Source organism: Aeromonas crassostreae, from assembly GCF_054052445.1.
In genome coordinates this window covers 1-13459 of sequence record NZ_JBSTYM010000043.1, presented here as the reverse complement: position 1 = coordinate 13459, position 13459 = coordinate 1, and the positions used below count along the sequence as shown (strand labels likewise).

Here is a 13459-nt window from a genome sequence, read left to right as displayed (position 1 = left end):
CGCATAAAAAATCCGAAACCAAATCAATAGGTTTCGGATTTTTACACATCAGGAGGATCGGTCAATGGATCCTTAACTGATCGGCATTAGCCCGTGCGGGCCGTTTTTGAGGGTACCTGTGAGCGCAGGGCGAGTTAGAGGCTCTGGGTGAAGGTACGGGTGATGACGTCGCGCTGCTGCTCCGGGGTCAGGGCGTTGAAACGCACCGCATAGCCGGAGACGCGGATGGTCAGCTGGGGATATTTTTCCGGATTGGCGACCGCATCTTCCAGGGTCTCGCGGCTCAGCACGTTGACGTTCAGGTGCTGGCCCCCCTCGACCACGGGCTCGCTCTGCAGCGGCAGCTCACGGTATTCGAACTGGCCAAGATCAGACAGCTTGACTTCCTGGTCGGCGGCGAAGACATCGCCCTTGGCGCAGATGCAGCGCGCCTGTTGCTGCGCCTCGTCCAGCAGCCAGAAAGAGTTCAGCAGAGCTGCGTTGGCGGCCTGGGTGATTTGAATGCCCTTGATCATGGTATGACTCCTCATGGGAAAGCGGATTCAACTGTAAGGACATTACCCTGATGTATTTAAACCACCTGGGTGATTTAAAGGGCCCTTGCCTTACACCTTTACTTTGATGGGGTCATATATAGCACGGTAGTAATAAAACCAAATTTGATCCAAATCAAAAAACACCCGGAAAGCGGCGCTTTCAGGCATTTAATTCATTGAGTTTAATCAAATTAAAGTGATTTTTACCAAAACATAAGATATGCCAATTATGCTTCTTTTGATTTATTAATGTAGTAATTTAACTACATCTTATCGCAATTCTTGCCCGCATCCGACCGGTTGGTCCGGCCCGGGACGGATCCTTGCCGACTGCCCTGGGTCCCGCAGCCGAGTGAGGTCATCCTTGCCCCGGTTGCGCCCGAGGGGGCATCCCCCTATTCTGGGCCCCTTGCCAAAACTGAGAACGAGGTATCCCGGTGTTGACCTGGACGGATGTGATTGGCTCCCAGAAGGAGCAGGACTATTTCAAGCAGACCCTGGCCGCTGTCAGGGCCGAGCGGGAGGCGGGCAAGCTGGTCTATCCCCCCGCCAGCGAGGTATTCAACGCCTTCAAGCTGACCGAGCTCGCCGATGTCAAGGTGGTGATCCTGGGGCAGGATCCCTATCACGGCCCGAACCAGGCCCATGGCCTCTGTTTCTCTGTGCTGCCCGGGGTGCGCACCCCGCCCTCCCTGGTCAACATCTACAAGGAGATGGCGCGGGACTTGCCCGGTTTCACCATTCCCCATCACGGCTTTCTCGAGTCCTGGGCCAGGCAGGGGGTGCTGCTGCTCAATACGGTGCTGACGGTGGAAGCGGGCCAGGCACACTCCCATGCCAGCCTGGGATGGGAGACCTTCACCGATCGGGTGATTGAACAGATCAATGTCAGCCGCGAAGGGGTGGTGTTTCTGCTGTGGGGGGCCCATGCCCAGAAGAAGGGGCGTTTCATCGATCGACATCGCCACCATGTGCTGACGGCGCCCCATCCCAGCCCGCTCTCGGCTCATCGGGGTTTCATCGGCTGTGGCCACTTCAGCGAGGCCAATCGTCTGCTGGAGCAACAGGGTCAGGGACCCATCGCGTGGGACTCTGTCTGCGGCTGACTTGACGAAGGGCAAAGTTGAGGGGGCAAATGGCCGTATACTCAAAGGCGGACATGCTCATTTTTAAGCCAAGGAGAGCTTATGTTAGCCAAGCTGCACCAGGATCATCTCAACATCGCAAAACTACTTAAGCTGCTGAAAAGCAAGCTCGATGCCATCAATGAGGAGCGAGCGGTCAACTATGCGCTGGTGCGTGATGTGATCGACTACCTGCGAGAGGTGTCTGATAGCTACCACCATCCCAAGGAAGACCTGATCTATGAGTACTACCTCAAGTACCGCCTGGTCGAAGGGGAGATCAGTCACCGCCTGCAACTGGAGCACGCCAGCCTGATAGAGGCGGGCACCGAGCTCAAGGAGATGGTGGAGATGATACTGCTGGATGCCGTCATCCCCCTCGACCAGTTCACCGCCAAGCTGGCTCGTTTCATCGCCCAGCAGGAGGCCCACATGAACTACGAGGAGGGGGTGGTGTTCCCCCTGCTGCGGGAGGCGCTGACCGAGGATGACTGGCGTCAGCTGGAGCAGCAGTGGCAGAACCGGGCCATCGGCGATCCCCTGTTCGGACCCGAGGTGAGCCAGCACTTCAGGGAGCTGGCCCATCGGCTCTCGTTGCCCATCGTCTGACATCACCACAATGGCGCAGGCCCGGCATAGTGCCAGGCCTGCTGTTTATGGGGCCTGCTGACTGATGAGGCACCGAACCCTGGCCATCGCACCCATAAAAAGGCCCCGCAGAGGCGGGGCCTGGTCGAGAGAGGATGCCGTTACAGCACTATTTCCTCGGAGAGACTATCGTAGGTGATATCGATCGACTGCAGCTCCTTTTGCAGACGATGTTTATCCTTCAATGCCTCAATCTCCCTCCATTTGCGTTTCTTTCCCGTTGTCCCGCGACCGCGTGAACCCAGATCAACAACATCTTCAACGTCAAAGCTGAACATATCCATGGATCCCTCCTTGGTTGTTATTTTTTTCACCAACCGTATAACACAGCGCTATGAAAATTAAAACGTTTTCATTACAGCCATATGACGGGTGTCAATCGGGTGATTTTTCTGGCAATAAAAAACCGGACACCCTCGCGGGCATCCGGTTTGCTCATGGCGTCACTGGGGGCAGCCTCAGGCCAGGCGGCTGGCCAGCATGGTTTCCAGCTTGCCCTGGTCGACGGCAAACAGGCGGATGCCTTCGGCCAGCTTCTCGACGGCCATGGCGTCCTGGTTCAACTCCCAGCGGAACTGGGCTTCGCTCATCGGTGCCGGCTTTGCCTGGCGCTCGCCGGTATAGTGCAGCTTGCGCTCGACCAGGCCCTCGGTCTTGCTCAGCTCTTCCAGCAGGGCCGGGCCTATGGTCAGGCGGTCACAACCGGCCAGTTCCAGGATCTCGCCGGTGTTGCGGAAGCTGGCGCCCATCACCACGGTCGGGTAGTCGTGCTGCTTGTAGTAGTCGTAGATGGCGGTGACGGAGACCACGCCCGGATCTTCGCTGGCGGTGTAGTCACGGTTGTGCTTGGCCTTGTACCAGTCGAGGATGCGGCCCACGAAGGGGGAGATCAGGAAGGCGCCGGCTTCGGCGCAGGCACGGGCCTGGGCGAAGGAGAACAGCAGGGTCAGGTTGCACTGGATGCCCTCTTTCTCCAGGACTTCGGCGGCACGAATGCCTTCCCAGGTGGAGGCCAGCTTGATCAGGATGCGATCGTTGCTGATGCCGGCTTCGTTGTAGAGGCGGATCAGCTTGCGGGCCTTGGCGATGCTGGCGTCGGTGTCGAAGGAGAGGCGGGCATCCACTTCGGTGGAGATGCGGCCCGGCACTATCTTCAGCACTTCCAGACCGATATTGACCGCCAGCTTGTCGCCGGCATCGATGATCTGCTGCGCCTTGTCCTGGCTCTGGGCCTTGGCCCAGGCGATGGCGTCGTCGATCAGAGGCGCATACTCGGGGATCTCGGCGGCCTTCAACACCAGGGAGGGGTTGGTGGTGGCGTCGGTCGGCTGGTAGCGCTTGATGGCTTCGATATCACCGGTGTCGGCGACGACTGTGGTCAGGGCTTTGAGCTGGGTTAATTTATCGGCCATGGCAAATATCATCTCTTGATGGGGAGTCATCCCGGGGTGATGGCGTGGGCGGCCAGTTTTGAAACTTAATTACAAAACCAGGGCGGCGGACGCTCAGAACTGCGGGACGGGAGCTCCCCATCCACACTGTTTGCCTACTTAATACAGTTGGGGGGCCGCCCGCAAGAGGGGGGATTGCGCAGGGATCGAACAGCGGGGGGAGCCATGGGGTGAGCCATGGTTAAAGTTAATGATTTATATCAGTTTTTTCATGCATTCCGATCCTTGTCGAGTCGCTTGTCAACGACACTTTTTTCAGGATCTTTCCGGTTTTGAGTGATTGATCACAAAAAATATCATGACCGCTACTTGAAATTTTATTACGTGTAAAACGTTTGGCGTGACGAGGTCGATTTTCTGTCCTCGCCTGGCAAACGTTTGAGCAAACGATGGCGTGGGGAGGGGAGGGGCGGGCGCGCCCCCTGGGCGGGATCGGCGCGTCAGTCGGGCCGTGGATTAACGGTTTTGTTGAAGATTTGCTGAATTTTTGGTGCTTTTTTGCCTGTCATCGCTCATTTTTTGTGATCCGGGTGAGCGGGATCACTATTCTGAACGGGCTCGCTATGCTAGATTCCGCCCCTTTAGCAGAAAGCTAATTCGGCAACATACAGCAAAACGGTCAGCGCAGACTGGCCATGGATGTGAATGACAACGAGAGAATTATGGATACCTTGATAGCTTTACTAAACGACCTGATGTGGGGAGCCGTGCTCATCTACCTGCTGATCGGGGTCGGCATCTTCTTCACCTTCCGTCTGGGCTTTATTCAGGTCCGCCACTTCGGCCACATGTTCTCGGTCCTGCGCCACAGCCGCAAATCCGACAAGGCGGGCATCTCCTCCTTCCAGGCCCTGTGCACCAGTCTGGCGGCCCGGGTGGGTACCGGCAACCTGGCCGGCGTCGCCGTCGCCATCTACCTGGGGGGCCCGGGGGCCATCTTCTGGATGTGGCTGATCGCCTTCATCGGCATGGCGACCGCCTTCGTCGAGAGCTCCCTGGCCCAGCTCTACAAGGTCAAGGATGAGGATGGCAACTATCGTGGTGGTCCTGCCTATTACATGGAGCGCGGCCTTGGCATGCGCTGGATGGGGGTCTTGTTCTCCCTGTGCCTGATCATGGCGTTCGGCCTGGTGTTCAATGCGGTACAGGCCAACTCCATCAGCCTGGCCATGAACGTGGCATTCGGCATTCCCGACTGGATGAGCGGCATAGTGCTGGTGCTGCTGGCGGGTCTCATCATCTTCGGCGGCATCCGCGGCATCGCCCGTTTCGCCGAGCTGGTGGTGCCCTTCATGGCGCTGGCCTACATACTGCTGGCCCTGGCCATCGTCGTGATGAACCTCTCTGAGCTGCCGGGCGTGTTTGTCCTCATCTTCAAATCGGCCTTCGGCATCGAGCAGGCCGGTTCCGGCGCCCTGGGTTACGCCATCTCCCAGGCGATGATCAACGGCATCAAGCGCGGCCTCTTCTCCAACGAGGCGGGCATGGGCTCGGCGCCGAACGCCGCCGCCACCGCCACCCCCTATCCGCCGCACCCGGCCTCCCAGGGTTATGTGCAGATGCTGGGTGTCTTCATGGACACCATCGTCATCTGTACCTGTACCGCCGCCATCATCTTGATGTCCGGGCAGTTTGAGCCGGGATCCGGCATCACGGGGGTGGAGCTGACCCAGCGGGCGCTCTCTTCCCAGATCGGCAGCGCAGGCAACATCTTCATCGCCACCGCTATCTTCTTCTTCGCCTTTACCTCCATCGTCGCGAACTACTCCTACGCCGAGACCAACCTGGTGTTCCTCGAGCACAGCCACAAGGGCGGTCTGCTGCTGTTCCGCCTGTTCGTGCTCGGCATGGTGATGTTCGGCTCGGTCGGCGAGTTGCCGACCGTGTGGGCCATGGCGGATGTCTCCATGGGCTTCATGGCCATCGTCAACCTGGTCGCCATCCTGCTGCTCTCCGGGGTGGCCATCAAGCTGGCCAAGGATTACAACGACCAGCTCAAGCTCGGCAAGGTGCCGACCTTCGATGCCAACAAGTACCCCGAGATCCGCAGCCAGCTGGAAGCGGGGATCTGGGACGCTCCGGCCAAGAAATGACGCTGTCGCTTTGCCGCGATGACGAGGGGAGCCACTGGCTCCCCTTTTTCATGGCCGGGTCCGCGTCACTTCACCCAGACTTCACACAAGCTCATACCCAGCACATGCTGGCGCCCTATGCTGGTCTCACTGTTCGCCGTACGGGCGGCGATCCCGACAAATGAGAGGACAAGAGAGTGATGAAACAACACCTGCGGATGACATTGGTGGCGGCAAGTGCGCTGCTGTGGGCCGGCCAGACGCTGGCCGATACGGCAAGGAGCACGGCCGGCACAGGGCCCGATGCCCTGCGCCAGACCGTCGACGCCACCATCAAGCCCCTGTTGAGGGAGCATCACATTCCGGGCATGGCGGTGGCGGTGCTGAAAGATGGCAAGGCCCACTACTTCAATTACGGGCTGGCCAATCGGGAGAGCGGCCAGCGGGTCAGCGAGCAGACCCTGTTCGAGATAGGCTCGGTCAGCAAGACTCTTACGGCAACGCTTGGGGCCTACGCCCTGGTCAAGGGGGGCTTCCAGCTCGATGACAAGGCGAGCCAGCACGCTTCCTGGCTCAAGGGCTCGGCCTTCGACGGCATCACCATGGGGGAGCTGGCCACCTACAGCGCCGGGGGCCTGCCGCTGCAGTTTCCCGAGGAGGTGGATTCGCCTGAGAAGATGAAGACCTACTATCGCCAGTGGACCCCTGCCTACCCGGCGGGCAGCCATCGCCAGTACTCCAATCCCAGTATCGGCCTGTTTGGCCATCTGGCGGCGAGCAGCATGCAGCAGCCGTTCGCCCGCTTGATGGAGCAGACGATCCTGCCCGGGCTCGGCCTGCATCACACCTATCTCAATGTGCCCGAGCAGGCCATGGGGCACTATGCCTACGGCTACTCGAAAGAGGACAAGCCCATCCGGGTTACTCCGGGCGTATTGGCGGACGAGGCCTATGGCATCAAGACCAGCTCGGCGGATCTGCTGCGCTTTGTGAAAGCCAACATCGGCGGGGTGGAGGACGGGGCCATGCAACAGGCTATCGACCTGACCCACCAGGGCCAGTTCGCGGTGGGGGATATGACCCAGGGGCTCGGCTGGGAGCGCTACGCCTACCCCATCAGCGAAGCGGCTCTGCTCGGGGGCAATTCGACCAGGATGATCCTCGAGGCCAACCCGACGGCACCAGCGCCCGCGGCGGCAGGGCAGCCAGTGCTCTTCAACAAGACCGGCTCGACCGGCGGCTTTGGCGCCTATGTGGCCTTCGTGCCGGCCAAGAGGATGGGCATCGTCATGCTGGCCAATCGCAACTATCCGAACGAGGCCCGCATCGAGGCGGCCCACGCCATCCTGAGCCAGTTGGCGAAGTGACAGTTAGGCCCCGTTGATAGAGATGAGTACGCCGGGATAGCCCGGCGTACTTTTTGGCGCTGTCTGGCATTGTCATGCCATACCTGATGGCCGGCATGGCTTGATCGCCTTTGCCATCTAGCCGTTCGCCATGACGGCCACGGTGCTGCGGGGAACATGATTGCGGATCGCCATGGGGGGCGCTGGGGGGAGGGGCGCTGGCGCCGGGAGATGGCCGATGCAGGGGGCCCATGGTCGGCCCCCGGGCTCAACCGTACTGCTCTTCCATCCAGGCTTCGACGATAAGCTGGGCGGAGACCCCGTCCACACTGCCCTTGTCGAGCGCCTTGTAGCCGCCGCGCTCGAACAGGCGGGCGCGGGCATCCGTGGTGGTGAGCCGCTCGTCTTTGAATTCCACCGGCTTGCCGAAGCGGCCATGGAGGCGGTTGCCGAACTTGCGGGCCCGCACCGTGATCTCCTGATCCGTGCCATCCATGTTCAGCGGCAGGCCGACAATGAGCAGATCCGGCTGCCACTCCTTGAGCAACTTTTCAATCTCGTCCCAGTTGGGAATGCCGTCGTTGGCCTTGAGGGAACGAAGGGGTTGGGCCGTGCCCGTGAGCTCCTGGCCGATGGCGACCCCTATGCTCTTGGTGCCGTAGTCAAAGCCCATGATGCTGCGTGATGACATCGTCTGTTCCTAAAGTGGCGGCCCGGCTCAGCCGTGGCCTATGTCGCTGGAGAGGTGCAGGGGATTGACCCCTATGCTGGCGGCGGCTTGCTGCCAGCGCAGATGGGTGGGGGTCTCGAACAGCAGGGCGGGATCCGGGGGGATCACCAGCCAGGCGCTGTCCACCAGCTCCTGCTCGAGCTGGCCCGGGCTCCAGCCGGCATAGCCCAGGGCCACCAGGTAGTGATCCGGCGCCTGCTCCGTGCCCAGAGTCTCCAGGATGTCCTTGGAGGTGGTGACCATGAGCTCGTCACTGACCTGCAGGGTGGAGTTGAAGCCGGGGCGAAAGCTGTGGAGCACGAATCCGCGCTCGGCGGCGACCGGTCCCCCTTGCAGCACCGGCTGCTTGAGCTCGGGACTGGGGGGCGGCGTCAGCTTGAGCTGGGTCAGCATGGTGTCCAGGGACATGTCCACCGGGATGTTGACCACCAGCCCCATGGCGCCCTCGGCATTGTGTTCGCACAGATAGACAAGGGCGCGCTCGAAATAGGGATCCTTGAGGCTCGGCATGGCGAGCAGAAAATGATTTTGCAGTGTGTGCATGGGTCAAAGAGTGCATGGGCCGAGGATTTGGGCCAATTATGGCAGCTAGGGCGGGCGGGCAAAACCGCTTTTTCGCCCGGCGCCGCTCTGGTTGGGGCTCCCACTACGGACCTATGGGGATACGGACAAGGCCAGATGGCGGCCGTCAGATAAAAAAGGGAGTGGCCTGGCCACTCCCTTTCTCGTCCGGACCTCGGGCTTAGCGGCCGAGGCGGCGCTCGATGGCGTCCATCAGCATGCCGGTGATGTGCACCGGGAAGGCTGCCTCGATCTCGCGGATGCAGGTGGGGCTGGTGACGTTAATCTCGGTCAGCCGATCGCCGATGATGTCGAGGCCGACGAAGATCAGTCCCTTCTCCTTGAGGGTGGGGCCGACCGCGCGGGCGATGGCCCAGTCGGACTCGCTCAGGGGGCGCGCCTCGCCACGGCCACCGGCGGCCAGGTTGCCACGGGTCTCGCCCTGGGCCGGGATGCGGGCCAGGCAGTAGGGCACCGGCTCGCCGTCCACCACCAGCACCCGCTTGTCGCCCTCCTTGATGGCGGGCAGGAAGGTCTGGGCCATGCAGTACTGGCTGCCGTGTTCGGTGAGGGTCTCGATGATGACGCCGACGTTGGCGTCATCTTCCTTCATGCGAAAGATGGAGGCGCCGCCCATGCCGTCCAGGGGCTTGAGGATCACGTCCTTGTGCTTGGCGTGGAAGGCGCGCAGCTTGTCGGCGCGGCGAGTCACCAGCGTGGTCGGGGTGTGCTCGGCAAACCAGGCGGTGTAGAGCTTCTCGTTGGCGTCGCGCAGGCTCTGGGGCTTGTTGACGATGAGGCAGCCCTCGTCCTCGGCTCGCTCCAGCATGTAGGTGGCGTAGATGAACTCGGTGTCGAAGGGGGGATCCTTGCGCATCAGGATCGCGTCCAGGGTCGACAGCGGCTGATCCACCACCTCGCCGAGGCTGAACCAGTGGGCGTAGTCATGCTTGACGGTGAGCGGGCGCATGGTGCCAAACGCCCGTCCGCCCTCCATGTAGAGATCCTTCATCTCCAGATAGAAGAGCTCGTAGCCGCGCTTTTGCGCCTCTTCGAGCATGGCGAAGCTGGAGTCTTTCTTGATGTTGATGGCCGAGATGGGGTCCATCACTATGCCGAGTTTGATGGTCATCCGAGATTCCTTCTGGTGGCTCGATTGCGAGTGAGATTCTTAAAACCTGTTTCAGGCCAGATCGCCGAAGCGGCACTGCAGCGCGGTAATGGCGGTCAGGGCGGCGGTTTCGGTGCGCAGCACCCGCGGCCCCAGCAGCATCTCCTTGAAATCTTCCTGCACGGTACGGGCGATCTCGTCGCCGGACAAGCCCCCTTCCGGGCCGATCAGCAGACGCACGCCGTGCTCGGGGACCGGCAGGGTGTTGATGCTGTAAGGGGCGCGCGGATGCAGGTTGAGCTTGAGCTCCTGGGTCTCTTCGCGCAGCCAGGCATCCAGCTCCATGGGCATACGCACTTGTGGCACGGTATTGCGGCCGCACTGCTCGCAGGCGCTGATCACCACCTTCTGCCACTGTTCCCGTTTCTTCTCCAGCCGATCGGCCGGCAGCTTGACGCCGCAGCGTTCGGAGAAGAGCGGCGTGATGCAGGTGACGCCGAGCTCCACCGATTTCTGGATGGTGAAGTCCATCTTGTCGCCGCGACTGATCACCTGACCCAGGTGGATGGCCAGCGGTGACTCCACCGACTGGGCGTCGCAGCGCTCGATGGTCACCTCCACCGATTTCTTGCCCACGCTGGCGATGGTGGCGGGATACTGGTGGCCGTCGCCATTGAACAGCTCGAGCTGCTGACCCGGCTGCATGCGCAGCACCCGGCCGATATGGTTGGCGCCGTCTTCCGACAGGGCGAGGGTCTGGCCCACCCGCAGAGGGGCCGGTTCATAAATTCGTGGAATGCGCATGGCGGCTTGTCAGTCTCTTGCTTGGAACCCCTTCATATCCTGCTGCGAGGCGGTGAGCAAGGCTCGCGCGACGCAGGAGAAGGGCTTCATGATGAGAGGGGGCGATTCCCCTCTCGGTCAAATGGGGTTATTGGCACTGCTTTTCAATGAAGGGGTTGGTATTGCCCTGCAACTTGCCGATGCGGCGGTTGCGCTCGCACTCCCAGCCCTGTGCCGGGTATTGCCGGTCCCAGGCCTCGAACAGTCTACGCTGTTGCGCCGCCAGACGCAGCCCATGCTGCTGGCTCATGTAGAGGTAGGCGCGGGCGATCTGGCCCCGCACCGGCCCCTTGGGCGGCTGCACCTGACGCGCCTTGAAATCCACCAGCATCTGGCACTGGCCGTACTGGTTCGGCTTGCCGTTCCAGTCGGAGAAGCGATAGTTGGCCCGATCGCCATTCACCTCGCCGATGGCGGGGAAGAGGTTGTGCATGTCCCCCTCCATCTTGTTGAACTCGTCGCTCTTGCCGCAATGCTTGCGACCTCCCTCCTGCCAGCACTGGAGCTGGTGGCCGAACTCCCAGGCGGGCACCACGTGCTCCCACTCGATGCGGGCGGCGCGCTTGGCCTGCTTGCGCGGTTCATAACCGCAGCTGGCGAGATCCGGGCTCATCTGCTTGCCCCGATAGTCGATGTCACAGCCGCAGTAGAAGCTGGTGACGGCGGGCTGGGTGCGATAGAGCTTGACCAGATCCCGCTTGGCTTCGCGAAAGGTCTGGGCATGGGCCGGGGCAATGATGAGCAGGGCGAGAGCGAGGGAGAGCAGGGGACGAAACATGAATATCCTTGGAAATGAACGGGTTGAACGAAGAAAAGAGAGCCTGTTGCCCAGGGGGCGAGGGCCTAGCCCGGCTGCGCAACCGGCACCAGTGGCTGCTTGCAGCGGCGACAATGGTAGCGAGCCTCGCCGCGCACCACCTTGTTGTGGCGGCGGATGGAGAGCCCGTGCTGCTGGCAGCCGCAGGCGTAGGGCACGGTCGGCTGGGCCAGCACGGCGAGATCGAAGCTGTGGGTGGTGCTGGGCTCGAGGCCGAACAGCTCCCGCATCACCGACTGCCACTGGCGGCCGTGGGGCAGCACGCGGCTCTTGCCGCGCCCCTCGCCCCACAGGGCATGGACCAGCAGATGGGCCACCTCATGAGGCACCACCTCGTCCAGGAAGGCCTGATAATTGGCGGCAAACAGCACAGGGTTGAAGCGCAGCTCCCAGGTCTGCAGCCGCGCCGACCCGGCCGCCCGGCCCCGCATGTTGCAGTGGATCTGCGGGCGCGCAAAAGTGCGCCCGAGCCGCTGCTCGGCCTGGTGGAAGCAGGCATCCACCCGCTCGGTCAGGATCTGCTGCATCTGGGGGAGTGTGGGGGCTGATAGGGTCATGGCGATGTCAGGGCGTGAACGAGAGGGGGCAGTCTACCCGCTGCTGGCGTCGGTGCAAGGGGAGGGGGGCGCCCCCATCCGGAGGGGCGGCCATGAAAAAGGGGAGCCCAGGCTCCCCTTCTTGCCACATCCCTTGTTACATGGTGGCTTACAGACCGGCGGCGGCGCGCAGCAGAGCGGCCTTGTCGGTCTTCTCCCAGGGGAACTCGTCGCGACCGAAGTGGCCGTAGGCGGCGGTGGCCTGGTAGATGGGGCGCTTCAGGTCCAGCATCTCGATGAGGCCGTAGGGGCGCAGTTCGAAGTGCTCGCGCACCAGGGCGACCAGCAGCTCCTCGGCCACCTTGGCGGTGCCGAAGGTCTCGACGCTGATGGAGGTGGGCTCGGCCACGCCGATGGCGTAGGAGACCTGCACTTCACAGCGATCAGCCAGACCCGCGGCGACGATGTTCTTGGCCACGTAGCGGGCGGCGTAGGCGGCGGAGCGGTCCACCTTGGAGGGATCCTTGCCGGAGAAGGCGCCACCACCGTGACGGGCCATGCCGCCGTAGGTGTCGACGATGATCTTGCGACCGGTCAGACCGCAGTCACCCATGGGGCCGCCGATGACGAAACGGCCGGTCGGGTTGATGAAGAACTTGGTCTCCTTGCTGATCCACTCGGCCGGCAGCACCGGCTTGATGATCTCCTCGCGCACCGCCTCGACCAGATCGCTGTGGCTGATGGAGTCGCAGTGCTGGGTGGAGAGCACCACGGCATCCACGCCGAGGATCTTGCCTTCGCTGTCATAGGCGAAGGTGAGCTGGCTCTTGGCATCCGGGCGCAGCCACGGCAGGGTGCCGTTTTTGCGCACCTCGGCCTGACGCTTCACCAGCAGGTGGGAGTAGGTGATGGGGGCCGGCATCAGCACGTCGGTTTCGTTGGTGGCGTAGCCGAACATCAGGCCCTGGTCACCGGCGCCCTGCTCGTACGGATCGGTGCGATCGACGCCCTGGTTGATGTCGGGGGACTGCTTGCCGATGGCGTTCAGCACGGCGCAGGAGTCGGCATCGAAGCCCATGTCGGAGTGGGTGTAGCCAATCTCGCGTACGGTATCGCGCACTATCTGCTCGATGTCGACCCAGGCGGAGGTGGTTACTTCGCCGGCCACCATCACCATGCCAGTCTTGACCAGGGTTTCGCAGGCCACGCGGGCCATGGGATCCTGTTCCAGGATGGCGTCCAGCACCGCATCGGAGATCTGGTCGGCGATTTTATCGGGATGGCCTTCGGAGACCGACTCGGAAGTAAACAGCTTTGCCATGGATGAATTCTCAACGCTTGGGGGTTATCGCCTCGGCCATAACCGGATAAAAGGACAGGATTTGTAGAGGTATCTACATCTGGACGTCTATTTTAGAGAGGGGGCTGTGGGATTGCCAGCACTATTTTGGTTTGGTGCCGACCGCGGCCGACCCTACCCCCAAAGGGCTGGAACGCGGCGCGGACCGAATCGTTTGCCGGCCCGAGAAAAGCGACTGCGCTCCCAAAGCCACTTTATTCGCCCAGATAATATTTGCACGCCGCGCCCCCTGCTGGGACAATAACGCGCCTAAAAACTTGGCCATCAAATGAAGCAATATCAGGAGATACAGATGCCTTCTCGTAAAGAGCTTGCCAATGCTAT

Annotated in this window: 15 protein-coding genes; 4 read left to right on the top strand and 11 right to left on the bottom strand. The window is 61.6% G+C overall.

The window, feature by feature from the left end; translation table 11 throughout:
• Nucleotides 1–134: 134 nt before the first annotated feature.
• Entirely contained in the window at nucleotides 135–515 is a 381-nt protein-coding gene (gene grcA / locus ACW5W4_RS18535; RefSeq protein WP_111873745.1) for an autonomous glycyl radical cofactor GrcA, read from the bottom strand.
• 458 nt (nucleotides 516–973) lie between these two features.
• On the opposite strand from grcA, the gene ung reads away from it, so the two are divergent.
• Both ung and ACW5W4_RS18525 read left to right on the top strand, forming a co-directional pair.
• Complete coding sequence (ung, locus tag ACW5W4_RS18530) at nucleotides 974–1642, top strand: uracil-DNA glycosylase (protein ID WP_427262603.1); 669 nt, start codon at nucleotides 974–976, stop codon at nucleotides 1640–1642.
• Between the two features lie 81 nt (nucleotides 1643–1723).
• On the top strand, nucleotides 1724–2269 hold the full coding sequence (locus tag ACW5W4_RS18525; protein ID WP_427262604.1) for a hemerythrin domain-containing protein: 546 nt from the start codon (nucleotides 1724–1726) through the stop codon (nucleotides 2267–2269).
• Nucleotides 2270–2409: 140 nt separating this feature from the next.
• On the opposite strand, the gene ACW5W4_RS18520 is transcribed toward ACW5W4_RS18525, so the two are convergent.
• Nucleotides 2410–2592 (bottom strand): DUF3545 family protein, encoded by a 183-nt coding sequence (locus ACW5W4_RS18520; RefSeq protein WP_427262605.1) that lies wholly within the window; start codon nucleotides 2590–2592, stop codon nucleotides 2410–2412.
• A 174-nt stretch (nucleotides 2593–2766) separates the two neighbouring features.
• Nucleotides 2767–3720, bottom strand: a complete 954-nt coding sequence (gene tal, locus ACW5W4_RS18515; RefSeq protein WP_456690370.1) for a transaldolase — start codon at nucleotides 3718–3720, stop codon at nucleotides 2767–2769.
• A gap of 701 nt (nucleotides 3721–4421) precedes the next feature.
• Between tal and ACW5W4_RS18510 the strand changes: the two genes are divergently transcribed.
• The gene (locus ACW5W4_RS18510) at nucleotides 4422–5852 is read left to right on the top strand and encodes an alanine/glycine:cation symporter family protein (RefSeq protein ID WP_408792608.1); all 1431 of its coding nucleotides are present in this window, start codon (nucleotides 4422–4424) and stop codon (nucleotides 5850–5852) included.
• Nucleotides 5853–6031: 179 nt separating this feature from the next.
• Nucleotides 6032–7198: an FOX/MOX family class C beta-lactamase gene (gene ampC, locus ACW5W4_RS18505; protein WP_456690371.1), complete on the top strand. Its 1167-nt coding sequence runs from the start codon at nucleotides 6032–6034 to the stop codon at nucleotides 7196–7198.
• A gap of 247 nt (nucleotides 7199–7445) precedes the next feature.
• Here the strand turns inward: ampC and ruvX are convergent, their stop codons facing one another.
• The 8 genes from ruvX to ACW5W4_RS18465 form a co-directional block, all read right to left on the bottom strand.
• Nucleotides 7446–7868, bottom strand: a complete 423-nt coding sequence (gene ruvX, locus ACW5W4_RS18500; RefSeq protein ID WP_025326196.1) for a Holliday junction resolvase RuvX — start codon at nucleotides 7866–7868, stop codon at nucleotides 7446–7448.
• A 27-nt stretch (nucleotides 7869–7895) separates the two neighbouring features.
• Nucleotides 7896–8450, bottom strand: coding sequence for a YqgE/AlgH family protein (locus ACW5W4_RS18495; protein ID WP_456690369.1), 555 nt, complete (start codon nucleotides 8448–8450; stop codon nucleotides 7896–7898).
• 199 nt (nucleotides 8451–8649) lie between these two features.
• Complete coding sequence (gshB, locus tag ACW5W4_RS18490) at nucleotides 8650–9600, bottom strand: glutathione synthase (protein ID WP_427262608.1); 951 nt, start codon at nucleotides 9598–9600, stop codon at nucleotides 8650–8652.
• 51 nt (nucleotides 9601–9651) lie between these two features.
• Nucleotides 9652–10383, bottom strand: coding sequence for a 16S rRNA (uracil(1498)-N(3))-methyltransferase (rsmE, locus tag ACW5W4_RS18485; protein ID WP_456690368.1), 732 nt, complete (start codon nucleotides 10381–10383; stop codon nucleotides 9652–9654).
• 127 nt (nucleotides 10384–10510) lie between these two features.
• On the bottom strand, nucleotides 10511–11200 hold the full coding sequence (locus tag ACW5W4_RS18480) for an endonuclease (protein WP_456690367.1): 690 nt from the start codon (nucleotides 11198–11200) through the stop codon (nucleotides 10511–10513).
• A 65-nt stretch (nucleotides 11201–11265) separates the two neighbouring features.
• Complete coding sequence (locus ACW5W4_RS18475) at nucleotides 11266–11796, bottom strand: SprT family zinc-dependent metalloprotease (protein ID WP_456690366.1); 531 nt, start codon at nucleotides 11794–11796, stop codon at nucleotides 11266–11268.
• 148 nt (nucleotides 11797–11944) lie between these two features.
• Complete coding sequence (gene metK / locus ACW5W4_RS18470; protein ID WP_456690365.1) at nucleotides 11945–13096, bottom strand: methionine adenosyltransferase; 1152 nt, start codon at nucleotides 13094–13096, stop codon at nucleotides 11945–11947.
• Between the two features lie 121 nt (nucleotides 13097–13217).
• Nucleotides 13218–13459, bottom strand: a 242-nt coding sequence (locus ACW5W4_RS18465; RefSeq protein WP_456690364.1) for a hypothetical protein, incomplete at its 5' end; no start/stop codon positions are given.